Genomic DNA, 22,965 nt, shown 5'->3' with positions numbered 1-22,965 from the left:
TGGCCACCTATGAAAGGGATCCCCATGGCCAACCGCACCTCTCACCGCCCGCTCCGACGAGTGCTCGCCGCCCTGGCGGCGGGCGCCACCATCGCCACCACGGCCGTCGCCATCACCTGGGCCGCCACCCCGGCGCAGGCGGCCGGCATCTCGCCGTTCGAGATCGCCGGCCGCGGCGCTACCGTCCCCTTCACCGAGATCGAGGCCGAACGGGCCGCGCACAACGGCACCTCCACCGGCACCAGCCGCACGTACGGCACGCTGTCGTCGGAGGCCTCCGGCCGCGAGGCGGTCACGCTCGACGCGGCCGGCGAGTACGTCGAGTTCACGCTGACCAAACCCGCCAACGCGGTGACGTTCCGCTACAGCATCCCCGACAGCGCGAACGGCGCGGGCCGCGACGCCACGATCGACGTGCGCACCGGCTCAACGCTGATCAGGACGGTTCCGGTCACGTCGAAGTACAGCTGGTACTACGGCTACTACCCGTTCACGAACAACCCCGGCGACCCGCTGCCGCACCACTTCTACGACGAGGCGCGGACGCTGTTCGGCACCACCTATCCGGCCGGCACCAGGATCCGGCTGCAGGTGTCGTCGACCGCGCAGTCGCCGTCGTTCACCGTCGACCTGGCCGACTTCGAGCTCGTGCCGGACCCTCTTCCCAAGCCTTCCGGCGCCATCGACGTGGTCGCCGACTACGGCGCCGACCCGACCGGCGCGTCCGACTCGACGGCGAAGTTCCAGGCGGCCGTGAACGCGGGCGCGGCCTCCGGGCGGACGGTCTACGTGCCGCGCGGGAACTTCACGCTCTACAGCCACGTCATCGTCGACCGGGTGACGCTGGCCGGCGCCGGACCCTGGTACAGCGTGCTCGGCGGCCGGCACCCCACCCAGCGCAACCTGGCCGCGGGCATCTACGGCAAGTACACGAGCGAGGGCGGCCCCAGCCAGAACGTCGTGGTCCGCGACCTCGCGGTGATCGGCGACATCCGCGAGCGGGTCGACAACGACCAGGTCAACGCGTTCGGCGGCGCCATGAGCAACTCGACCGTCGACAACGTGTGGATGCAGCACACCAAGGTCGGCGCGTGGATGGACGGGCCGATGGACCGCTTCACGATCCGCAACAGCCGGATCCTCGACCAGACCGCGGACGGCGTGAACTTCCACATCGGCGTCACCAACTCCACGGTCACCAACACGTTCGTGCGCAACACCGGCGACGACGGGCTGGCGATGTGGGCCGAGAACGTGCCGAACGTCGGCAACTCGTTCACCCGCAACACGGTCGTCGCCCCGATCCTGGCCAACAACATCGTCAGCTACGGCGGCCGGGACATCGTGATGACCGACAACGTGGTCAGCGAGTCGGTGACCAACGGCGGCGGCCTGCACGTCGGCAACCGCTATCCGGGCGTCACCGGGCCGACCGCGGTCGCGGGCACCTGGACGCTGGCGCGCAACACGCTGCTCCGGGCCGGCAACTCGGACTACAACTGGAACTTCGGCATCGGCGCGCTGTGGTTCTGGGGCGACCAGGGGCCGATCACCGGCGCGACCATCAACGTCACCGACACCGACATCCTGGACAGCTCGTACGCGGCGATCCAGTGGATCGGCAACCAGACGACCGGGCTCAACCTGACCAACGTGACCATCGCCGGGGCCGGGACGTTCGCGCTGCAGGCCCAGGCGCCCGCGTCGGCCCGGTTCACCAACGTACGGGCGTCCGGCATCGCGCAGAGCCAGACGGTCTACAACTGCTCGGGCGCCGGGCTGCAGATCGCCGACGGCGGCGGCAACTCCGGCTGGTCGACCGCCAACCCGTACTGCGGGCCCTGGCCGGCGCCGCGCTACGGCAACACCCCCACCACCCCGCCGACCACTCCGCCCACGACGCCGCCGACCACGCCGCCCACGACGCCGCCGACCACCCCGCCGGCCGGCAACCTGGCCGCCGGGCGCCCGGCCACGGCGACCAGCCAGACCGACGTCTACGCGCCGGCCAACGTGACCGACGGCAACGCCGGCACGTACTGGGAGAGCCGCAACAACGCCTTCCCCCAGTCCCTGACCGTCGATCTCGGACAGAACCGGACGGTCGGCCGGCTCGTTCTCAAGCTCCCACCGCCCGCGGCGTGGGGGACCCGCACGCAGACGCTGTCCGTCCTCGGCAGCACCGACGGCTCCGCCTTCTCGACGCTGAAGGCGAGCGCCGGCTACACGTTCAACCCGTCCTCGGGCAACACCGTCACCGTCACCTTCCCGTCGGCCACCGCCCGCTACGTGCGGCTGACCTTCACCGGCAACACCGGCTGGCCCGCCGGTCAGCTCTCCGAGTTCGAGGTCCATTCCTCCTGAGCCCGTCCCGCTCTGCCTCCTCGAAGGAAAGGTGCGCTCCCGCATGTCCAGATGGAGAAGAAAGTTCCTCGCGGCGGCGGTCGCCGCGGGTGTGGTCGCCGCGCTCGTGCACGCCCCGGCCGCCAACGCGGCCGGCCCGAACCTGGCCGCCGGCAAGACGTTCAGTGCGAGCAGCTTCACCGACGTCTACCCGGCGGGCAACGCCGGCGACGGCAACGCCAACACGTACTGGGAGAGCAACAACAACGCGTTCCCGCAGTGGATCCAGGTCGACCTGGGCGCCGCCACCCAGGTCAACCAGGTCGTCCTCAAGCTGCCGCCCGCCGCCGCGTGGTCCACCCGCACACAGACGCTGGCGATCCAGGGCAGCGCCGACGGCTCCTCGTTCGCCACCCTCAAGGCGAGCGCCGGGTACGCCTTCAACCCGGCGTCGGGCAACGCGGTGACCGTCGACTTCACCGCCGCGAGCGCGCGGTTCGTCCGGGTCACCGTCACCGGGAACACCGGCTGGCCCGCCGGTCAGCTGTCCGAGGTCGAGGTGTACGGCCCGGTCTCCGGCGGCGGCGACACCCAGGCGCCGAGCGTGCCGGGCAACCTGGCCTTCACCCAGCCCGGCGGCGACCAGATCCGCCTGACCTGGTCGGCGTCGACCGACAACGTCGGCGTCGCCGGCTACGACGTGTTCGCCAACGGCGTGCTGCGCACGTCGCTGACCGGGCTGACGTACACCGACACCCAGCCCGCGAGCGCGACCGTCACCTACCAGGTGCGGGCGAAGGACGCGGCGGGCAACGTGTCGGCGCTGAGCAACGCCGTGACCCGCAACGGCACGGCCGGGCCGGGCAGCAACCTGGCGCAGGGCAAGCCGATCGAGGCGTCGTCGACGGTGCACACGTTCGTGGCCACCAACGCGAACGACAACGACACCAGCACGTACTGGGAGGGCAGCGGCTATCCCGCGACGCTGACCGTGAAGCTGGGCGCGAACGCGGCCGTGTCGTCGGTGGTGGTCAAGCTCAACCCGGACAGCTCGTGGGGCGCGCGGCAGCAGACGTTCTCGATCCTCGGGCGCGAGCAGAGCTCGAGCACCTTCACGACGGTCGTGGGGTCGGCCTCGTACGGCTTCAACCCGGCCTCGGGCAACACGGTGACCATCCCGGTCAGCGCGACCGTCGCCGACCTGCGCCTGTCGTTCACCGCCAACAGCGGCGCGCCGAGCGGGCAGGTGGCCGAGCTGCAGGTGATCGGCACCGCAGCCCCCAACCCGGACCTGACGATCACGGGCACGTCGGCATCGCCGGCCTCTCCGGTCGAGACCGACGCCGTCACGCTGTCGGCAACCGTGCGCAACGCGGGCGGCCTGGCGAGCGCGGCCACCAACGTCACCTTCTACCTGGGTACGACCAAGGTCGGCACCGCCACCGTGGGTGCGCTGGCGGCCGGCGCCTCGGCGACCGTGTCGGCGAACGTCGGCGCTCGCGACGCCGGGACGTACGCCGTCTCGGCCAAGGTCGACGAGGCCAACACGGTCATCGAGACCAACGAGGCCAACAACGCGTTCTCGTCCACGCTGACGGTGACGCCGGTCAGCAGCTCCGACCTGGTCGCGTCGGCGGTCACGTGGTCGCCCGGCACGCCGGCCGCGGGCAACACCGTCACGTTCTCGGTGGTGCTCCAGAACCAGGGCTCGGCCGCGTCGGCGGGCGGCGCGCACGGCATCACGCTGACCGTGCTGAACGGCTCCTCCGTGGTGCGCACGCTCACCGGCTCGTGGACCGGCACGCTCGCGGCGGGCGCCTCGTCGCCGGCGATCACCCTGGGCACCTGGACGGCGGTGAACGGGCGGTACACCGTACGCACCGTGGTTGCCAACGACGCCAACGAGCTGCCCGTGAAGCAGGCCAACAACACCAGCGAGAAGCCGTTCTTCGTGGGGCGCGGCGCGAACATGCCCTACGACATGTACGAGGCCGAGGACGGTCAGCTCGGCGGGGGCGCGGCGACCGTCGGGCCCAACCGGACCGTCGGCGACCTCGCGGGCGAGGCGTCCGGCCGGCGCGCGGTCACGCTCAACCAGACCGGGGCGTACGTGCAGTGGACCACCCGGGCGGCGACCAACACCGTCGTGGCGCGGTTCTCCATCCCGGACGGCACGACCAGCTCGATCAACGTGTACGTCAACGGCTCGCTCAACAAGACGCTGCCGCTCACCTCGAAGTACGCCTGGCTCTACGGCAACGAGACCGCGCCGCAGAACTCGGGCACCGGGCCGCGGCACATCTACGACGAGGCGAACATCCTGCTGACCGGCTCGTTCCCGGCCGGCAGCACCCTGCGCCTGCAGAAGGACTCTGCCAACAGCGGCTCGATCGCGATCGACTTCATCAACCTGGAGCAGGTCGCGCCGAAGGCCAACCCGGACGCGGCGCGGTACGTCGTACCCACCGGATTCGATCAGCAGGCCGTGCAGAACGCCCTGGACACCGCGCGCCAGGACTCGTCCAAGCTCGGCGTCTACCTGCCCGCCGGTGACTACCAGACGTCGTCGAAGTTCCAGGTGTACGGCAAGTCGATCCGCGTCGTCGGAGCCGGGCCCTGGTACACGCGGTTCTTCACGCCGTCGAACCAGACCGAGACCGACGCCGGCTTCCGGGCCGACAGCACCGCCAACGGGTCGACGTTCGCGGACTTCGCGTTCTTCGGCAACTACACGATCCGCATCGACGGCCCGGGCAAGGTGTTCGACTTCGCCAACGTCAGCGGCATCACGATCGACAACATCTGGGCCGAGCACGTGGTCTGCCTCTACTGGGGCGCCAACACCGACAACATGGTCATCAGGAACAGCCGGATCCGGAACACCTTCGCCGACGGCGTCAACATGACCAACGGCAGCACCGGCAACCTGGTCGACAACAACGAGGCCCGGGCGACCGGCGACGACAGCTTCGCGCTGTTCTCCGCCATCGACGCCGGTGGGTCCGACGAGATCAACAACGTGTACAGCAACCTGACGTCGATCCTCACCTGGCGGGCCGCGGGCATCGCGGTGTACGGCGGCTACGCCAACACGTTCAAGAACATCTACATCGCCGACACGCTCGTCTACTCGGGCATCACGATCAGCTCGCTCGACTTCGGCTACCCGATGAACGGCTTCGGCGCCAACCCGCCGACGGTCTTCGACAACATCTCGATCGTGCGGGCCGGCGGCCACTTCTGGGGCTCGCAGGTCTTCCCCGCGATCTGGCTGTTCAGCGCGTCGAAGGTGTTCCAGGGCATCCGCGTCTCGAACGTCGACATCGTCGACCCCACCTACGCCGGGATCATGTTCCAGACCAACTACGTCGGCGGGCAACCGCAGAACGTCATCAAGGACACGACGTTCACCAACGTCACCATCAGCGGCGCCCAGCGCAGCGGCGACGCGTACGACGCCAAGTCCGGCTACGGCGTCTGGGCCAACCCGATGCCCGAGGCCGGCCAGGGCCCCGCGGTGGGCTCGGCGACCTTCACCAACCTGCAGTTCAGCAACAACTACCGCGACATCGAGAACCCGACCTCCACGTTCACCATCGTCCGCAACTGACCTCGCTCTCACCTGTGGGGCCCGCACCGTCCCCTGCGGGCCCCACCCCTATCTGTGGACAACTCGGCCGTCTCCCCTTGACAGGTCGTAGGCTGCTCGCACCTCTTTGTTTCCCTGGGTGGGCGGGGGAGGCGGTGGCTGCACCGGAGGATTTTCGCGACGTCTTCGCGTAGGTTCCTTCTGTGGAACGCATGACCCTGCCCGGCGGCCGCACGCTGGAGTACCTGGTCGAGGGGCCGCCCGGCGGCCTGCCGCTGGTGCTGCACCACGGCACCCCGTCCGGCGCCGTACGCCTCGCGCCGGTCTTCGAGTCCGCCGCGCGGCACGGCCTGCGCCTGGTGCTGGCGAGCCGGCCGGGCTACGGCGGCTCCTCCCCGCACCCGGGCCGCCGCGTCGCGGACGTGGCCGCCGACACCGCCGCGCTGCTCGACAGCCTGGGCGCCGCCCACTTCGTGACGATCGGCTGGTCCGGCGGCGGCCCGCACGCGCTGGCCTGCGCGGCCCTGCTGCCCGGCCGCTGCGTCGGCGCCTCCACCATCGCGGGCGTCGCCCCGTACGAGGCGCCCGGGCTCGACTGGCCGGCCGGCATGGGCGAGGAGAACATCGCCGAGTTCGAGGCCGCCGCCAAGGGCGTGCAGGCGCTCGACGCGTTCCTGACCGGCATGGCCGACGGCCTGGCCCGGGTGACCGCGGCCGACGTGGTCGAGGCCTTCGGCGACCTGCTGTCCGAGGTGGACAAGCGGGCCCTGACCGGCGGCCTCGCCGGCTACCTGGCCGAGTCGACCCGCTACTCGGTCTCCGCGGGCATCGCCGGCTGGCGCGAGGACGACCTGGCTTTCCTGGCCCACTGGGGCTTTCCGCTCGCCGACATCCGCGTGCCCGTCGCGGTGTGGCAGGGCGAGCAGGACCGGATGGTCCCGCCCGCCCACGGGCACTGGCTGTCCGCCCACGTGCCGGGCGCCGAGGTCCACCTGCTGCCCGCCGAGGGCCACCTGTCGCTGCTGGCGGGCATCGACGAGGTCGTGGAGAACCTGCTCGCCCACACGACCGTCTAGGCCTCGACGGGGGTGAGCTCGGGCAGGGTCTCGACGGGCCGCTGCGGGGCGGTCCTGCGGGCGACCGGCACCAGCAGGGCGACGGCGAAGGCGGCCGCGGCGACGACGGTCAGCACCAGGAACGAGTCGGTGTAGCCGGCCTCGGCGGGCAGCCCGGCGGCGCCGGGGTGGCTGGTCACGATCGAGCTGACCAGCGCGGTGCCCAGCGAGGCGCCGATCGTGCGGATGTTGGTGTTCATGCCGCTGGCGACGCCGGTCTGGTGGCGCGGGACGCTCAGCACGATGAGGTTGACCAGCGACGAGTAGACCAGGCCCAGCCCGATGCCGAAGACGCCGCCGGCCACGGCCACCTGCCAGCGCTCGCCGTGGCGCAGGGCCAGCGACAGGGTGGCGAGGGTGCTCAGCCCGGCGCCCCAGAGCAGCTGCGCCTTGGGGCCGGCCCAGCGGGTGAGCGGGCCGCTCAGCGAGCCGAACAAGGCCATCGTGACGAGCATCGGCAGCATCAGCAGGCCGGCGCCGGTGACGGTGGCGCCGAAGCCGTAGCCCGACGAGGCCGGGATCTGCATGAGCTGCGGCAGGAACGCGAACACGCCGAACATCGCGGCGCCGAACAGCAGCGCGACCAGGTTGGCGGTCCAGACGGCGGGCAGGCGCATCATGCGCATGTCGATCAGCGGTTCGGCGGAACGCAGCTCGGCGACCAGCCACGCGGCGAACAGCACCGCGGCGGCGGCGAGCAGGACGAGCGTACGGCCGGAGGCCCAGCCCCACGCCGCGGCCTTGCTCAGCGGCAGCAGCAGCGCCACGAGCCAGCCGGACAGCAGCGCGGCGGAGAGCCAGTTGACCCGGCCGGGCGTACGGACCGGGGAGCTCGGCACCAGGCGCCAGGCGAGCACGCCGACCGCCACCACGACGATCATCGGCAGCCAGAACAGCCACCGCCAGCTGAGCGCGCCGACGATCGGGCCGGCCAGCACGATGCCGAGGCCGCCGCCGGTGGCGATGACCGCGGCCAGCACGCCGATCGCGGAGCTGACCCGCGCGGGCGGGAACTCGTCGCGGACGATGCCGAACGAGACGGGGAAGATCGCGCCGCCGAGGCCCTGCACGATGCGGGCGACGATGAGCACGGTGACGTTGGGCGCGACCGCGGCGAGCAGGCAGCCGGCGGCGATCGCGGCGAGCGCGACCAGCAGCGCGCGGTCCTTGCCGGTCATGTCGGCGATGCGGCCCATCAGCGGGGTGGCGACCGAGGCGGCCAGCAGCCAGGCGGTGAGCACCCAGGTGACCGTGCCGGCGGAGGTGTGCAGATCCCGCTGGATCGTCGGGAGCACCGGCGTGACCAGCGACTGCATGAGCGAGAAGGCTGCCGCGGCGGCGGCCAGCACCGCGAAGGTCACACGCGGTCCGCTCCTGGCTCGCGGGGAGCCCTGATAAAGTCGAGGCATGCCTCCACATTAGCGGAGGGGTGCCTCCGGTACGCAACCGGATTTGTCTGTGAGGAGGGTCTCCATGCCCGTCGCCGTACGCCGCCCGCAGCGTGCCGACGCGCGGCGCAACTTCGACGCGCTGCTCGCCGCGGCCCGCGAGGCGTTCGCCGAGAACGGCACCGAGGCCTCGCTCGAGGACATCGCCCGCCGCGCCGGGGTCGGCATCGGCACGCTCTATCGCAACTTCCCGACCCGGCAGGACCTGTTCGAGGCCGTCTACGTCGAGGAGATCGACCAGCTCAGCCAGGTCGCCGCGGCGGTCGCCGAGCTGCCACCGTGGGAGGCGCTGACCGCCTGGCTCGACCAGTTTGTCTCGTACGTGGGCACGAAGCGAGCGGTTATCGAGGCGCTCAACCGCGACTCCGAGATGTTCCGCGCGTGCCGGGCCACCATGTACGAGGCGGGCGAGCCGCTGTTCCGGCGCGCCCAGGACGCCGGCGAGGTGCGCACCGACGCGAGCTTCGACGACCTGTTGCGCCTGGTCTCGGGCCTGACGTCGGCCACGTTCGTGGACGCCGCCCAGCGCGACCGGGTGCTGGGCATCGCGCTGAGCGGGCTGCGCCCGAGATGAGCGGCGTCAGAGCCTGACGGCCTGCCCGCTGCGGGCGCTCTCGCGGGCCGCGTCGAGGACTGTCATGTTCCGGACCACGTCGGCGGGGTCGACCGGCACGGCGGTGTCGCCGCGCACGGCCGCCGCGAAGGTGGGGTAGAAGAGGTCCCACCGGCCGCGCTCGCTGCGCACCCGGGTGCCCTCGTCGCCGCGGAAGATGCGGCCCCACGTGTCCTCGGGCTCGACGCCCCACTGGTCGCCCAGGTCGGCGGGGGAGCGGCCGGCCTTGAGCACGGCCTCCTGGCCGTCGATGCCGTCGATCACGAACGTGCCGGTGGTGCCCGCGACCCGGTAGCGCGGGCCGGGCGCGCCCTGCCGCCAGCTGCCCCACAGGTGCGACTCGACGCCGTTGACGTGGTGCAGCGCGAGGAAGAAGTCGTCGTCGAGCTCGCCGCTGCCGCGCACCTCGGCGTAGGCCCGCACGGCCGGGCCGTTGAGCAGCAGCGCCTGGTCGACCAGGTGCGACCCGAAGTCGAGCAGCGTGCCGCCGCCCGCCGCGCCCGGCTTGCGCTCGGGGGCCCACCGCTCGAAGCGGGACTCGAACCGGCGTACGGTGCCGAACTGCCCGTCGTCGATGAGGCGGCGCAGCGTGCGGAAGTCGGAGTCCCACCGCCGGTTCTGATAGACGCTGAGCAGCACGCCCCGCTCCTTGGCGGCGGCGACCACCTCGCGGGCCCGCTCGGCGGTCGGCGTGAACGGCTTGTCGACCACCACGTGCAGGCCGTGCCGGATGGCCTCGAGCGCGAGGTCGGCGTGCGTGGTGACGGGCGTGGAGATCGCGACCGCCTCGGCGCCGGCCTCGGCCAGCGCGGCGATCGAGTCGTACGCGGTCAGCGTGGGGCGCTGCCCGGCGAGCTCGCGGCGGCGCTCGTCATTGGTGGTGACCACGCCGAGGAACTCGACGCCGGGCGCGGAAGCTATCAGCGGGGCGTGGAAGATCCGCCCGCCCGCGCCATAGCCCACCAGCCCGAATCGCACCGCGTCGCTCATTCCGGAAAGCCTGCCACATCGGTGGGCGAGCGGCGCCGGGGGATCACCCGGGCTGTGGACGGCGGCGAACTGTGGACAACGGCCGGGGCGGGGTACGGCGGGCCTACGATGGGGGCCGTGGACTGGTGGTGGCAGACGCTGATCGGTCTGGGCGCCGCGCTGCTGCTGATCTGGCTGCTGCTGGTGGTCGCCCTGCTGGTCGTCAAGCCGGAGCGGGCGCGGCTCAAGGAGGCTTTGCGGCTGCTGCCCGACCTGGTGCGGCTGCTGCGCCGCCTCGCCGGTGACCGGTCGCTGCCGCGCGGCGTGCGGGTCCGCCTGGGGCTGCTGCTGGGCTATCTGGCGATGCCGTTCGACCTGATCCCCGACTTCGTTCCGGTGCTCGGCTACGCCGACGACGCGATCATCGTGACCGCGGTGCTGCGGTCCACCGTCCGCCGCGCGGGCCTCGACGCGGTCCGCCGGCACTGGCCCGGCAGCGACGACGGCTTCGCCGCCCTGACCCGGCTCACCGGCCTGGACCGCTGAGCCCGCCGGCACGCGGCGAGGTGGGCGGCGCGGAAGGCAGGCGGGCACGCAGAGGCGGTCGGCGCCGGGGAAGTAGGCGGTGCGAGGAGGCGGGCGGCGCCGGGGAGGCAGGCGGGACTCAGGCGGGGACGGCGGTGCGGGCGCAGAGCTCGACCCGGTTCTTGCCCTGCGCCTTGGCGGAGTACATGGCGATGTCGGCCAGCCGCGACAGTTCGGCCAGCGTGATGCCGGGCTCGGTGACGGCCACGCCGATGCTCGCGCCGACGGTGACCGTGGCGCCCGAGGCGAGGGCGACCGGCGCGGCCAGGCGGGCGGAGAGCAGCGCCGCCACGCCGGCCGCCTCGGCGGGCCCGCTGATGCCGGTGAGCAGCAGCGCGAACTCGTCGCCGCCGAAGCGGGCCGCCACGGCGTCGCCGACGCGCAGGCGGGCGGCCACCTCGATCAGCAGCTCGTCGCCGGCCGCGTGGCCGTAGCCGTCGTTGACCTGCTTGAAGTCGTCCAGGTCGACGTTGAGCAGCGCGACCGTGCCGGGCGGGCACGTGGCGACGGCTTCGGCGGCGGCGCGCAGGAACTTGGCGCGGTTGGGCAGCTGGGTGAGGTGGTCGTGGTGGGCGCTGTGCTCGAGCTCGGCGTGGGCCAGGCAGCCCTTCTCGGCGAGCATCACCTGGTGCGACAGGGTGCGGAAGGCGTCGAGCACGTCGGCGGGCACCGTGCGGCGGCCGGCGACGACCAGGTGGACGTCGCCGGTGGCGGGGTCGCCGCCGAGCGGGTCGACGTGCCAGCTGCGGAAGCCCGGCAGCAGCGGCGTGAGCAGGTGCCGGTCGGTGAGCACCGCGCCGCTGAGCCGGCGGCCGCGCAGCTGCTCGGGGGCGCCGGCCAGGTTCGCCACCCGCAGGGCGTCGCCGTCGCGGCGCAGGATCAGCATGGCGACATCCGGGTTGAGCTCGACGATCTCGGCGGCGGTGCGGCGGCCGACCTCGCGGATGGTGGCCACGTCGGTCACCCCGAGCATGGCGTGCCCGGCCCGGGCGAGCAGGGACTCGCGGGCGGCGTCGCGCTCCTGGCGGCGCAGCGCCGCGTGGATGCCGCGGGACAGGGCCGCCATCAGGAGCACCTGCGGCAGCAGCCCCAGCACGGTGCCGGAGTGCCACGAGATCACCCGGCCCGCCGACAGCGGCGAGATCGCGACGGCGGTCGGGACGGCCACGACCGCGCCGAGCACCCGGGCCGCCCACTCGGCGGTGGAGCCGTAGAGCGAGAGCACGACCACGGAGGAGAGCGCCAGGGCGAGCCCGGCGAGCGGGTCCTGCAGGCCGGCGGCGGCGACCACGACCAGGGCGGGCACCAGCGGCACGCTCCACCAGCCCGACCGGCCGCGCACCGCGGTCACGACCAGCACGACCAGCAGCCCGGCGAGGGCCGCGGCGGACAGCCGGTGGAACTCCGCCGAGCGGCCGGCGTTGCCCACCTGGCCGAACTGGCTGGCGGCGGCGGCGAGGCCCACGGCGACGCCGGCCAGACGGGTCCGGCTCAGCCCCCTACGCGGCATTCGCGTCTCCAGTCGCCACACCGAGTGCTCTTCGACGGGCGGCGCGCGGACTTGAGCGCGTACGGTGATCTTCTCCTGTCGGATGGGTGACCGGTCCCGTCATCCGGGGCGTCTGATGGGTCAACATTCGACGCATGAAGCAGATGGACCGCACGCCCTTCGCCGACATCGACGGGCTGCCCCGCGAGATGACCGCGATGCTGCTCGCCGCCCTCGAGGCGATGGGCCGGCATCCCGAGATCCGCCGGGTGCGCCGCACGGCGATGGACGCGCTGCGCCCCGAGCCGGGCTGGCGGGTGCTCGACGCGGGCTCCGGCGCTGGCGACGTGGCCCGGTGGCTGGCCGCCGAGGTGGGGCCGTCCGGCGAGGTAATCGCGCTGGACTACTCGGCCGCGACCATCGCCGCCGCGATCGAGCGGCACGACGGCAGCAACGTGCGGTACACCACGGGCGACGTCTCGGCGATCGACCTGCCGGCCGGCAGCGTCGACGGCGTCTGGTGCGAGCGGGTGCTGCAGCACGTCGACGACGCCGACGCGGCCGTGGCCGAGCTGGTGCGGGTGACCCGCCCCGGCGGGCGGATCTGCCTGATCGACACCGACTGGAGCTCGCTGGCCTTCGACGGGGTGCCGTCGCAGCTGTCCGGCGCCGTGGTGGCCGCCATGCACGGCCGGCTCACCCCGCGGCAGATCGACATGGGCCGCACGCTGCGGCGCCGGCTGATCGGCAGGGGCGTCTACGACATCAGCGCGACGCCGGTGACCTGCCTGTTCGGCGACCCCGCGTCGGCCGCCGTGGTGCTGCCCATGGTCAACCCCCGGGTTCCCGAGGACTCGTGGATGACGCCCCCGGGCCTGCGCGACACCTGGTTCTCGCACGTCGACGCCGCCGGCGCGCGCGGCGACTTCCTGGCCGTCCTGACCATCTGGGCGGTCACCGGCACCGTCGGCTAGCGGGACTCTCAGGAGACCTGCCGCCAGTACTGGCGCTTCTTCTCGTCGCGCAGCACGTAGCCGAGCCGTCCCAGCTCCTCGCGCAGCTCGCGCACGTCCTCGTCGTCGCCCGAGCGCAGCGCCTTCTGCCGGGCCGTGAGCAGCGCCTCGGCGTCCGGCGGCAGCAGGCCCGGCACCCAGCGGCGGTACGCCTGCAGGTACGGGTCCTGCTCGGCCCAGGCGATGCCGTGCGCCCGGAACGCCTCGCTCAGCCGGGACCGGGACAGGTGGCACGGCTCGCGGCCCAGCTCGCGGCCGGTGCGGCCGAGCAGCACGAGCTGGTCGCGGTCGGGGAAGGCCACGGCGACGTCGCCGCGCGGCACGACGCGGCGCCGGCCGGGCCGGGTGAGGACGACCTCGAGCGGGGTGATCCGTACGGTCAGCGACTCCGCGTCGGCCAGCGCGGCGAGGATCAGGCCGATGACCGCGCCGATCGCGAGCGCCGCCACCAGGTCCCAGGGCGAGGGCAGCCGGCGCAGGAGGGTGAACGGGCCGCCGATCGGCAGCCACTCGATCAGCCGGAGCACGCCCCACAGCAGCGCCGCCCCGGCCAGCGGCAGGCAGAGCCACACCAGCACCCGGCCCCACCACGGGGCCGGCACGATCGTCTCCTGTCGCAGCACGCCGCCGATCATTCCCGCGCCCGCGGCGGGCGCGATACCGACTCCGGTCGACCGGGCGTAGACCAAAGTCGACTGCCCGCCGTGGCGCGCCGCCGGTAGCGTCTCAGCCATGCGGAGATGGCTGCTCGAGCTGTCGCTCGCCGCCGTGGCGACGCTGCTCGGCCTGTTCTTCCTCATGACCTCGATCAGCGAGGGCGACGGCGCGCCGCTGCCGGTCGAGGCGGTGTCCGCGGTGGTCGCCGCCGTCGGGCTGGTGCTGTTCCGGCGCACCCGCCCGGTCGCGCTGACGCTGGTGCTCATCCCGCTGGGCATCCTGTTCGCGATGCCGATGGGGGCCACGCCGGTGGCGCTGTTCGCGGTCGGGCTGCACCGCCGCGGCCGGGTGGCCGTCGCGCTCACCGGGCTGCACGCCGTGCTGGTGGCCGTCACCTACTACGTGGCGCTGGGCAGCACCCGGCTCTACTACGAGAGCGTCGTGTTCGTCGTGCTGGTGCACGTCAGCCTGGTCGCGATCGCGATGCTGCTGCGGTCGCACCGGCAGCTGGTCGCCTCGTGGGCCGAGCGGGCGCGGCAGGCCGAGGAGGGGCAGCGGCTGCGGGTCGAGCAGGCGCGGCTGGCCGAGCGCGAGCGCATCGCCCGCGAGATGCACGACGTGCTGGCCCACCGCATCTCGCTGCTCGCGGTGCACGCGGGCGCCCTGGAGGTACGCCGGGACGCGCCCGCCGGCGAGCAGCAGGCGGCGGGCGTGATCCGCGAGTGCGCGTACGAGGCCCTGGAGGACCTGCGGACCGTGATCGGCATGCTGCGCGCACCCGTCGAGGACCAGCCCCAGCCCACGCTCGGCGACGTGCCGGCGCTGGTCGAGCAGTCCCGCGTGGCGGGCGCCGAGGTGGGTCTGGAGCTGGAGGGCGGCGACGGCGTGCCCGACGCGGTGGGCAGGCACGCGTACCGGATCGTCCAGGAGGCGCTCACCAACGCGCGCAAGCACGCGCCGGGCGCGCCCGTGCGGGTGACGATCAGCGGCTGCGCCGAGAAGGGCCTCGACGTGGCGGTCGCGAACACGCTCACCCCGGGCGGGCAGAGGCTGCCCGGTGCGGGCGCGGGGCTGGCCGGGCTGCGCGAGCGGGTGCAGCTCGTGGGCGGGCGCCTGGAGCACGGGCCGACGCCGGCGGGGGAGTTCCGGCTGCGGGCCTGGCTGCCGTGGCCGACATGATCAAGGTGCTGCTGGTCGACGACGACGCGCTCGTGCGGGCGGGTCTGACCATGATGCTGGCCGCGTTCGACGACCTCGAGGTGGTGGGCGCGGTCGCCGACGGCACCGAGGTGGCCTCCGCGGTCGGCACCCACCGGCCGGACGTCGTGCTGATGGACATCCGCATGCCGGGGCTCGACGGGCTCAGCGCCACCGAGTCGCTGCGGGCGCGCCGGGACCCGCCCCAGGTCATCGTGCTGACGACGTTCGACACCGACGAGCACGTGCTGCGGGCGCTGCGCGCCGGGGCGGGCGGGTTCCTGCTCAAGCACACCCCGCCGCGGCAGATCGCCGAGGCCGTGCGGCGGGTCGCGGCGGGCGAGCCGATGATGTCGCCCGAGGTGCTGCGCACGATGATCGGCCTGGTGTCGGGCGCGGGCGCCGACCCCGGCCGGGAACGGGCGCGTGCGGCCCTCGCCCGGCTCAGCCCCGGCGAGCGCGATGTCGCCGGGCTGATCGCCGAGGGCCGCACGAACTCCGAGATCGCCGCGGAGCTGCTGATGAGCACCGCGACCGTCAAGGCGTACGTGTCGAGGATCTTCACGAAGCTGTCGCTGACCAACCGGGTGCAGATCGCCCTGCTGGTGCACGACGCCCGCTGAGGCTCAGCGGCCGGTGGGCACCATGCGCGAGAGCAGGTGGTCCAGCGCCACGCTGGCGAAGCCGATCCGGACGTCGCTCGCGCCGTACGGCATCCAGAACCGCCCGTCGTGCACGAGCCCGCCGCACGAGTAGAGCACGTTGGGCACGTACCCCTCCCGCTCCACCTCGTCGGGGTCGAGCAGGCCCTCCGGCAGGTCGGCGATCACCCGCGACGGGTCGTCGAGGTCGAGCAGCATCGCGCCGATCGCGTAGCGCCGCATCGGGCCGACGCCGTGGGTGAGCACCAGCCAGCCGGCCTCGGTCTCGATCGGCGAGCCGCAGTTGCCCACCTGGATCAGGTCCCAGCCGCGGTGCGGCAGCAGCAGCGGCACGGACGGCTGCCAGCGGTGCTGGTCGTCGCGGACGGCCAGGCCCAGCGTCTCGCCGTCGGAGCGGCAGAGCGCCATCTTGCGGCCGTTGATGTAGCGCGGGAACAGCGCCATGCCCTTGTTGGCCGCGGCCGGCCCGCTCAGCCGGGTCACCTCGAAGTGCCGCAGGTCGCGCGAGAAGATCACGCGTCCGGAGATCTGCCGGCCGTCGTACGCGGTGTAGGTGGCCTGGTAGACGTGGCGCCCGTCCGGGTCGAGCACGCGCACGAACCGCGCGTCCTCCATGCCGTTGCTCTCGGCCGGGGTGGCCGGCCACATCACCCGCTGGTGCAGGGGCACCGCGCACGGGAATGACAGCGCGTAGTCCTCGCTGACGATGTGCCGGATCTGGTCGATCGTCTCCTGCGCCTTGGGCCGGGCCAGCAGCTCGCCCGGCACGTGCGCGATGACGTCCTCGAACTCGACGTCGGTGAACCGCTCGGGCAGGGCCGAGACGACGTACGCCGACGCCTCGTTGTCGATGGCCGCGTCGATCAGCGCCGCGGACAGCTGGTTCTTCCAGTGCGTGGCGCCGACCCGCTGCCCGATCGCCAGCGGGCCGCCGCGGTCCTCCATGCGCAGCTGGTCGCCGGGGCCGAGCACCGCCGAGCAGAACCCGATCGACGAGATGTGCCCCTCGCCGATCTGGCGCAGGCTGATCGCCACCCGCAGCTCGCCCGGCTCGAGGCCGCCCTGGTCGGGGTGCACGACCATCGACGGGTTGCACAGCGCCGCCGCCTCGACGGCGAACTCGTGGCTGAAGTACGCGCCGATCAGCGTGCGCGCGGTCGGCGACAGCTCGATCTCGGGGGGCACCCGGTGCTGCACCAGGTCGTAGTGGTGCCCGAACGTGCCGAGCAGGTCGTGGTGGCGCCCGCCGAAGCGGGCCAGCACGTCGTCGAGCAGCCGGGCGATCTCGGCCTCGTCGAGCTGCAGGATGCGCTCGATCAGGCGGCCCGCCCGGTTCTTGACGGTGTACTGGTCCTCGCCGGGCACGAACAGCTTGATCACGACGCGCCGGCCGTCCGGCTGCAGCACGACGTCGTGCCGGGTGATCGTCGATGAGGTGTTCACGGTTGCGGTCACGCTAGGCCGCCTGACGGTCGGGTCGCGCTCCGGCTCGCCAGCGTGCGGGCATGCTGCAGCGTGGAGACGAGCGCGAGGGTTGATTCGGCTCCTTGATTCACATTAGGGCCAGTTGCGGTCAGTCCGTCATAACATCCACCGGTTAGGGGGTCGTACATCGTCTGCCGGCCGTCGTTGTCGCCCAGGAACCACGCGATCGCCCGGAACAGCTGCTCGTCCCAGCGCTCGTCGCCGGTGACCGCCGCGGCGGTGGCGCACGCGTCCGCGGTCGCCGCGGCCTCGATCGGCTGCTGGTCGAAGCGGTGCTTGGGCACGCCGGGCCGCCAGCCGCCGACCGGCACGACCGACAGGTGCCCGTCGTGGTCCTGCTCGCGGCACAGCCAGGCCAGCATGCGGAGCCCGGCCCGCAGCAGCGACTCGTCGCCGAGCAGGTCGCCGGCCGAGATCAGCACCTCGGCGAGCGCCGGGTTCGCGTACGTCAGCTCCGGTTCCGGCCAGACCCAGTCCGGCGTCGCCGTGCCCGGCAGGCCGATCACGGTGGCGGCGTCGGCGAGCAGCTCGGCCGCCTGCCTGTCGCGCGGGTCGCCGCGCAGCACCTCGGCCGCGCCCAGCCCGGCGAAGGCCATCGCCCGCGACCACGGGCTTCTCTGCTGCGCGCCGATCCGGAAGGCGTTGGCGGCTTCGCGGCGGATCCACGGCACGGTCGAGCGGGCGGCGGCGGTGCCCAGGCCCCACAGGGCGCGGCCCCACCAGTCGCCCACCGACGGCTCGTCCTCCCAGCGCCGCTCGTACGAGAAGCGGTTGCGGAACCCGCCGTCCGGGCCCTGCGCGTGGGTGAGGAAGGCCAGGTAGCGCTCGGCCAGCCCGACCAGCTGGGCGGTCGGCCGCGGTTCCCGGCTGATCAGCAGCAGGCCGCGGGAGACGTCGTCGACGCAGTAGCCGTGCTCGCGCCGCACGATCGCGTTGCGGGCGTGCTCGAGCAGCCCGGTGTCGTCGGAGAGGCGGGCGACGTGGCTCCAGTCCGGCTGCGGGGCGTCGGCGAGCTGGATCGGCGGCGGCACCAGCCGCAGCCCGCCGGCGGCCGTGATCACGCGGGGACCGGGGCGGCGAGCGGCGAGCGCGCCTCGATCAGCCGCGCGGCCAGGGACTGGTAGCGCGCGGCCACCGCGGGCCAGCGCAGCGTGGGGCCGCCGGCCAGGCCGGTGAGCCGTGCGGGCAGGCCCGGCTCGGCCAGCACGTGCCGGATCGCGGACGCCATCGACTCGGGGTCCTGGTGCGGCACGAGCAGCCCGGGACCGTCGGCGAGCAGCTCGACGGCATGCGGGAACTCGGTGGCCACGACCGGGATGCCCGCGCCGACCGCCTCGATGAGCACGCCCGAGGTGACCTGCTCGGTGGAGTCGTACGGCAGCACGACCACGTCGGCCGAGCGGATCAGCCGGGTCAGGTCGTCCTCCTCCAGGTACGCGTCGTTCCAGCGCACCGCGTCGGCCACGCCCAGCTCCTCCGCGAGCGCCCGCAGCGAGTCCCGGTACGCGTCGCCGAACTGCTCCAGCACCTTGGGATGCGTGCGCCCGGCCACCGTGTAGACCGGCGCCGGCCGCACGTCGCCGAGCAGCGCCAGCGCGCGCAGCGCCCACTCGATGCCCTTGCCCGGGCCGATCAGCCCCCAGGTGAGCAGGTGCGGGCGGTCGTGCTCCTCGCGCGGGCCGGTGCCGCGGCTGCCCGCGCCGTGCGGGATCACCGAGATCTTGCGGGGGTCGACGTCGTAGCCGCCGGTGAGCCGCTGCCGGGCGGTGTCGGTCATGGTGACCACCGCGTCGGCCGTGGCGGCGACGCGCTCGAGCACCTCACGCTGCAGCGGATCGGGCGCGCTGAGCACGGTGTGCAGCACGACGATCGAGGGAACCCGCAGGGCGCCCAGCAGCGGCAGCACCTCCCGGCCGGCGTCGCCGGGATAGATGCCGTACTCGTGCTGCACGATCGCCACGTCGAAGCGGTTGAGCGCCTCGGCCGCCGCGGACCAGCCGCCCGGGGCGTCGGTGTGCCAGGTGTGCACGGTCCGCGGCGCGGCGCGGTCGAGCTCGATGCCCCCGCTGACGCTGTCGCTCGACAGCAGCCGGACCACCCCCGAGCCGCCGCCGGCGTTCAGGTGGGTGGCCAGCGCCGCATTGAAGGTGGCCAACCCGCACTGGGTCGGGGGATATGTGCTCAGGAAACCGTACGCGGGCATGACATCGCCTTTCTCGCTCTGCGGCTGCCTCCCCGCAGCACGGCTCAGCGCACCCGGACAGGGCTGTGCCGGGCGCGTGCATATGCCATTGCGGAACACCGGGAAATAGCCCGGATTGACGCGCAATTCACATTACGACGTTAACAAGGAACACCATTCAGCCGACGATTTTCCGGTAAATCGCCAGGTAGTCGTCGACCATGCGGTCGCGCGAGAACCGTTCCCGCGCCCGCCGTGCGCAGGCCGCCCGGTCGAGGTCGCGGGCCTTCTCGACGGCGTCCACCGCCCCGTCGGCGTCCTCCACGAGGTATCCGGTGACGCCCTCGTCGACGACCTCCGGCATCGACCCTCTGCGGTACGCGATGACGGGCGTCCCGCAGGCCATCGACTCCACGACCGAGAGCCCGAACGGCTCGGCGAACCGGATCGGATGCAGCAGCGCCAGCCCCGAGCCGAGGATCGCGCCGCGCTCGCCGGGGCCGACCGAGCCCCGATAGACCACCCGGTCGCCGTCGATGCGCGGCTCGATCAGCTCCTCGAAGTACGCGCGGTCCTGCACGATCCCGCACATCACCAGCCGACGGCCGGCCCGCCGCGCGATCTCGATCGCCAGGTCGGTGCCCTTGTCGGGGTGGATGCGCCCGAACAGGATCAGGTCCTCGCCGCCCCGCTCGCGGGCGGGCAGCCCGTCGAAGTCGATCCCGTGGTGCACGGTGCCGACGTAGTCGAGGTCGGGCGAGCGGTCGCTGTCGGAGATCGAGACGTACGCCGACCGGCCGCGGCGGTAGGCGGGCAGGATGTTCGCGCCCGAGAAGCCGTGGATCGTGGTGACCATCGGCGCCGCGCAGTGCTGCGAGAAGGCCAGCGGCAGCCAGTCGAGGTGGTTGTGCACCAGGTCGAACTCGCCCGAGCGGGCCAGCGCGTGCGAGACGTGCAGCGCCTCCCAGATGCGCCCGTCGAGCTCGCTCTCCTCGTACCCGGCCGGGGCGACGCCGTCGAGGGTGGCCTTGGTGATCGAGTCGAGCGTGGCGAACAGCGTCACGTCGACGCCGCGCTCCACCAGCCCCTCGGTGATCATGCTCGTGACCAGTTCCCACGGCCCGTAGTGCACCGGCGGCGTCCGCCACGCGATCGGGCCCAGCATGGCGACCTTCATGACAAATCGCCCTTTCCGGCAGTTAACACGTGCTTAGTATGCCCAGCCGATGGCGTCCCCGTTCTCGTGTTAGAGAAGACCCATGACGGATCTGTGGTGGAAGAGCGCGGTCGTGTACCAGATCTACCCGCGGAGCTTCGCGGACGCCGACGGCGACGGCATGGGCGACCTGCGCGGGATCATCGACCACCTCGACCACCTGGCCGGCCTCGGCGTCGACGTGATCTGGCTGTCGCCGATCTACCCCTCGCCGCAGGACGACAACGGCTACGACATCAGCGACTACCAGGACATCGAGCCGGTCTTCGGCGACCTCGCGACGTTCGACGAGCTGCTCGCCGGGGTCCACGAGCGCGGCATGAAGCTCATCATGGACCTGGTCGTGAACCACTCCTCCGACGAGCACCCGTGGTTCGTCGAGAGCCGGTCGGGCAAGGACAGCCCCAAGCGCGACTGGTACTGGTGGCGGCCCGCCCGCGAGGGCATGCAGCCGGGCGCGCCGGGCGCCGAGCCGACCAACTGGGGGTCGGTGTTCGGCGGCTCGGCCTGGGAGTTCGACGAGAGCAGCGGCGAGTACTACCTGCACCTGTTCTCCACGAAGCAGCCCGACCTCAACTGGGAGAACCCCGCGGTCCGCCAGGCGGTCTACGCGATGATGAACTGGTGGCTCGACCGGGGCATCGACGGCTTCCGCATGGACGTCATCAACATGATCTCCAAGGTGCTGCCGCTGGCCGACGGACGGGTGACCGCCGGATCCGCGTACGGGGACGGCTCGCCCGGTTTCGTCGGCGGCCCGCGGCTGCACGAGTTCCTGCAGGAGATGCACGCCGAGGTGTTCGCCGGCCGCGACGCGCTGCTGACCGTGGGCGAGATGCCCGGCGTCACCGTCGACGAGGCCAAGCTGTTCACCGACCCGGAGCGGGGCGAGGTCGACATGGTGTTCCAGTTCGACCACGTGTGGGCCGACCGCGGCGACGACCCGTGGCGGCTCGAGCCGCTGCGGCTGACCAAGCTCAAGGGCATCTTCCACCGGTGGCAGGCCGGGCTCGCCGAGGTGGGCTGGAACAGCCTCTACTGGAACAACCACGACCAGCCGCGGGTCGTCTCGCGCTACGGCGACGACAGCGCCGCCCACCGGGTCGCGTCCGCCAAGATGCTCGGCACCGTGCTGCACCTGCACCGCGGGACGCCGTACATCTATCAGGGCGAAGAGCTCGGCATGACCAACTACCCGTTCCGCACGATCGAGGACTTCCGCGACATCGAGGCGCTCGGGCAGTACGCGCAGGCGCTCGACCAGGAGGGCCGTACGCCCGAGGAGGTGCTGACCGTGCTGCGCGCCCGGGGCCGCGACAACGCCCGCACCCCGATGCAGTGGGACGCGTCGCCGCACGCCGGCTTCACCACCGGCACGCCGTGGCTTGCGGTCAACCCCAACCACGTCGAGATCAACGCCGAGGCCGCCCACGCCGACCCCGACTCGGTCTACCACTACTACCGCCGGCTGATCGAGCTGCGCCACACCGAGCCCGCGGTCGTCGACGGCGACTTCACCATGCTGCTGCCCGACCACGAGCAGCTGTACGCGTTCACCCGCCGCCTCGGTGCCACCGAGCTCCTGGTGGTCGGCAACTTCTCGGGCGAGCCGGTGCGAGCCGACCTGGGCGACGACTGGTCGGGCGCCGAGCTGCTGCTGAACAACCTGCCCAAGCCGCCGGACGACTGGACCCTGCAGCCGTGGCAGGCCGTCGTCTACCGGCGATGAGCGAGCCGACCGCCGGCGAGCTGAGGCACGCGGCCGCGGTGCTGACGCCGTTCGTCCGGCGCTTCGACCTGCCGCTCAACCCGGAGGACATGGACCTGCTGGCGTACGCCGTGCTGCTGCACGCCCGGTCGGACCGCACCCCCGACGAGATCGCCGCCGACGTCGAACGGCTGATCGACGAGCACGTGGAGGCGGCACGGCAGCTCTACAAGGCCATGCCCGACCCGCCGCCGCGCGACTGAACGCCGGCGGCGCGGGCCGGGCCGTGTCTGCCTAACTCTTGAGGCACAGGTCGAACGGGTGGCCGTCCGGGTCGAGCAGCACCCGCCAGCGGTCGGGATTCGGCTGCTCGCCGGGCTTGGTGGCGCCCAGCGCGAGCGCCTGCTGCTCGGCCTTGTCCAGGTCGTCGACGTAGAAGTCGAGGTGGTAGCGCTTGGGCGCGCTCTCCTGCGGCCACCCCGGCGCCGAGTAGCCGGGCACCTGCCCGAAGCCGATGCTCGTCGAGCCGTCGCCGATCATCGCGTACTCGTCCTGGCTGTGCAGGACCTCCCAGCCCAGCACGCCGGCGTAGAAGCGTGCCTGCCCCGCGGGGTCGGACGCGTCCAGGTTGATCATCGCCAGTGTTGCGAATCCAGTCATGGACGCGATCCTCCCCGCAGAGGCTGACACCTTC

Annotated in this window: 19 protein-coding genes; 10 read left to right on the top strand and 9 right to left on the bottom strand. The window is 72.7% G+C overall.

Annotated elements, in window-relative coordinates; all coding sequences use genetic code 11:
• Window positions 1–24 precede the first annotated feature (24 nt).
• From ACSNN8_RS03775 to ACSNN8_RS03765, 3 genes are all read left to right on the top strand, one after another.
• Window positions 25–2,364 carry a discoidin domain-containing protein gene (locus tag ACSNN8_RS03775; RefSeq protein ID WP_436646978.1) on the top strand — a complete coding sequence of 780 codons (2,340 nt, stop codon included), beginning with the start codon at window positions 25–27 and terminating at the stop codon, window positions 2,362–2,364.
• 43 nt (window positions 2,365–2,407) lie between these two features.
• A complete protein-coding gene (locus ACSNN8_RS03770) occupies window positions 2,408–5,953 on the top strand; it encodes a discoidin domain-containing protein (RefSeq protein WP_436646977.1) in 3,546 nt (1,181 codons plus the stop codon).
• 191 nt (window positions 5,954–6,144) lie between these two features.
• A complete protein-coding gene (locus tag ACSNN8_RS03765) occupies window positions 6,145–7,008 on the top strand; it encodes an alpha/beta fold hydrolase (RefSeq protein WP_436649398.1) in 864 nt (287 codons plus the stop codon).
• On the opposite strand, the gene ACSNN8_RS03760 is transcribed toward ACSNN8_RS03765, so the two are convergent.
• Complete coding sequence (locus tag ACSNN8_RS03760; RefSeq protein ID WP_436646976.1) at window positions 7,005–8,408, bottom strand: MFS transporter; 1,404 nt, start codon at window positions 8,406–8,408, stop codon at window positions 7,005–7,007. The genes ACSNN8_RS03765 and ACSNN8_RS03760 overlap by 4 nt on opposite strands.
• A gap of 112 nt (window positions 8,409–8,520) precedes the next feature.
• On the opposite strand from ACSNN8_RS03760, the gene ACSNN8_RS03755 reads away from it, so the two are divergent.
• Complete coding sequence (locus ACSNN8_RS03755) at window positions 8,521–9,069, top strand: TetR/AcrR family transcriptional regulator (RefSeq protein WP_436646975.1); 549 nt, start codon at window positions 8,521–8,523, stop codon at window positions 9,067–9,069.
• 6 nt (window positions 9,070–9,075) lie between these two features.
• Here ACSNN8_RS03755 and ACSNN8_RS03750 read toward each other — a convergent pair whose 3' ends face one another.
• Window positions 9,076–10,098 (bottom strand): Gfo/Idh/MocA family protein, encoded by a 1,023-nt coding sequence (locus ACSNN8_RS03750; RefSeq protein ID WP_436646974.1) that lies wholly within the window; start codon window positions 10,096–10,098, stop codon window positions 9,076–9,078.
• A gap of 117 nt (window positions 10,099–10,215) precedes the next feature.
• Between ACSNN8_RS03750 and ACSNN8_RS03745 the strand changes: the two genes are divergently transcribed.
• Window positions 10,216–10,623 (top strand): YkvA family protein, encoded by a 408-nt coding sequence (locus tag ACSNN8_RS03745; protein ID WP_436646973.1) that lies wholly within the window; start codon window positions 10,216–10,218, stop codon window positions 10,621–10,623.
• Window positions 10,624–10,741: 118 nt separating this feature from the next.
• On the opposite strand, the gene ACSNN8_RS03740 is transcribed toward ACSNN8_RS03745, so the two are convergent.
• Window positions 10,742–12,172: a diguanylate cyclase domain-containing protein gene (locus ACSNN8_RS03740; protein WP_436646972.1), complete on the bottom strand. Its 1,431-nt coding sequence runs from the start codon at window positions 12,170–12,172 to the stop codon at window positions 10,742–10,744.
• A 134-nt stretch (window positions 12,173–12,306) separates the two neighbouring features.
• Here ACSNN8_RS03740 and ACSNN8_RS03735 point away from each other — a divergent pair, with 134 nt between their 5' ends.
• Complete coding sequence (locus ACSNN8_RS03735) at window positions 12,307–13,125, top strand: methyltransferase domain-containing protein (protein ID WP_436646971.1); 819 nt, start codon at window positions 12,307–12,309, stop codon at window positions 13,123–13,125.
• A gap of 8 nt (window positions 13,126–13,133) precedes the next feature.
• On the opposite strand, the gene ACSNN8_RS03730 is transcribed toward ACSNN8_RS03735, so the two are convergent.
• Window positions 13,134–13,898 carry a YqeB family protein gene (locus ACSNN8_RS03730; RefSeq protein ID WP_436646970.1) on the bottom strand — a complete coding sequence of 255 codons (765 nt, stop codon included), beginning with the start codon at window positions 13,896–13,898 and terminating at the stop codon, window positions 13,134–13,136.
• Here ACSNN8_RS03730 and ACSNN8_RS03725 point away from each other — a divergent pair.
• Both ACSNN8_RS03725 and ACSNN8_RS03720 read left to right on the top strand, forming a co-directional pair.
• Window positions 13,897–15,000: a sensor histidine kinase gene (locus tag ACSNN8_RS03725; RefSeq protein ID WP_436646969.1), complete on the top strand. Its 1,104-nt coding sequence runs from the start codon at window positions 13,897–13,899 to the stop codon at window positions 14,998–15,000. The genes ACSNN8_RS03730 and ACSNN8_RS03725 overlap by 2 nt on opposite strands.
• Window positions 14,997–15,641 carry a response regulator transcription factor gene (locus ACSNN8_RS03720; protein WP_436646968.1) on the top strand — a complete coding sequence of 215 codons (645 nt, stop codon included), beginning with the start codon at window positions 14,997–14,999 and terminating at the stop codon, window positions 15,639–15,641. Before ACSNN8_RS03725 ends, ACSNN8_RS03720 begins: the two co-directional genes overlap by 4 nt.
• Before the next feature lie 3 nt (window positions 15,642–15,644).
• Here ACSNN8_RS03720 and ACSNN8_RS03715 read toward each other — a convergent pair whose 3' ends face one another.
• From ACSNN8_RS03715 to ACSNN8_RS03700, 4 genes are all read right to left on the bottom strand, one after another.
• Window positions 15,645–17,123 (bottom strand): glycoside hydrolase family 130 protein, encoded by a 1,479-nt coding sequence (locus tag ACSNN8_RS03715; protein WP_436646967.1) that lies wholly within the window; start codon window positions 17,121–17,123, stop codon window positions 15,645–15,647.
• Window positions 17,124–17,131: 8 nt separating this feature from the next.
• The gene (locus ACSNN8_RS03710; protein WP_436649396.1) at window positions 17,132–18,223 is read right to left on the bottom strand and encodes a glycosyltransferase; all 1,092 of its coding nucleotides are present in this window, start codon (window positions 18,221–18,223) and stop codon (window positions 17,132–17,134) included.
• Window positions 18,223–19,368 carry a glycosyltransferase gene (locus ACSNN8_RS03705; RefSeq protein WP_436646966.1) on the bottom strand — a complete coding sequence of 382 codons (1,146 nt, stop codon included), beginning with the start codon at window positions 19,366–19,368 and terminating at the stop codon, window positions 18,223–18,225. Before ACSNN8_RS03705 ends, ACSNN8_RS03710 begins: the two co-directional genes overlap by 1 nt.
• 157 nt (window positions 19,369–19,525) lie before the next feature.
• On the bottom strand, window positions 19,526–20,524 hold the full coding sequence (locus tag ACSNN8_RS03700; protein ID WP_436646965.1) for a glycosyltransferase family 4 protein: 999 nt from the start codon (window positions 20,522–20,524) through the stop codon (window positions 19,526–19,528).
• Between the two features lie 82 nt (window positions 20,525–20,606).
• Here ACSNN8_RS03700 and ACSNN8_RS03695 point away from each other — a divergent pair, with 82 nt between their 5' ends.
• Complete coding sequence (locus tag ACSNN8_RS03695) at window positions 20,607–22,292, top strand: glycoside hydrolase family 13 protein (RefSeq protein ID WP_436646964.1); 1,686 nt, start codon at window positions 20,607–20,609, stop codon at window positions 22,290–22,292.
• On the top strand, window positions 22,289–22,534 hold the full coding sequence (locus tag ACSNN8_RS03690) for a hypothetical protein (protein ID WP_436646963.1): 246 nt from the start codon (window positions 22,289–22,291) through the stop codon (window positions 22,532–22,534). The genes ACSNN8_RS03695 and ACSNN8_RS03690 overlap by 4 nt, the downstream gene beginning before the upstream one ends.
• A gap of 31 nt (window positions 22,535–22,565) precedes the next feature.
• Here ACSNN8_RS03690 and ACSNN8_RS03685 read toward each other — a convergent pair whose 3' ends face one another.
• A complete protein-coding gene (locus ACSNN8_RS03685; protein WP_436646962.1) occupies window positions 22,566–22,931 on the bottom strand; it encodes a VOC family protein in 366 nt (121 codons plus the stop codon).
• Window positions 22,932–22,965 lie beyond the last annotated feature (34 nt).

The organism is Actinoplanes sp. URMC 104 (genome assembly GCF_051386375.1).
GTDB lineage: Bacteria > Actinomycetota > Actinomycetes > Mycobacteriales > Micromonosporaceae > Actinoplanes.
The sequence above is the reverse complement of the archived record's forward strand: the minus strand, read 5'-3'. Positions and strand labels throughout refer to the sequence as shown.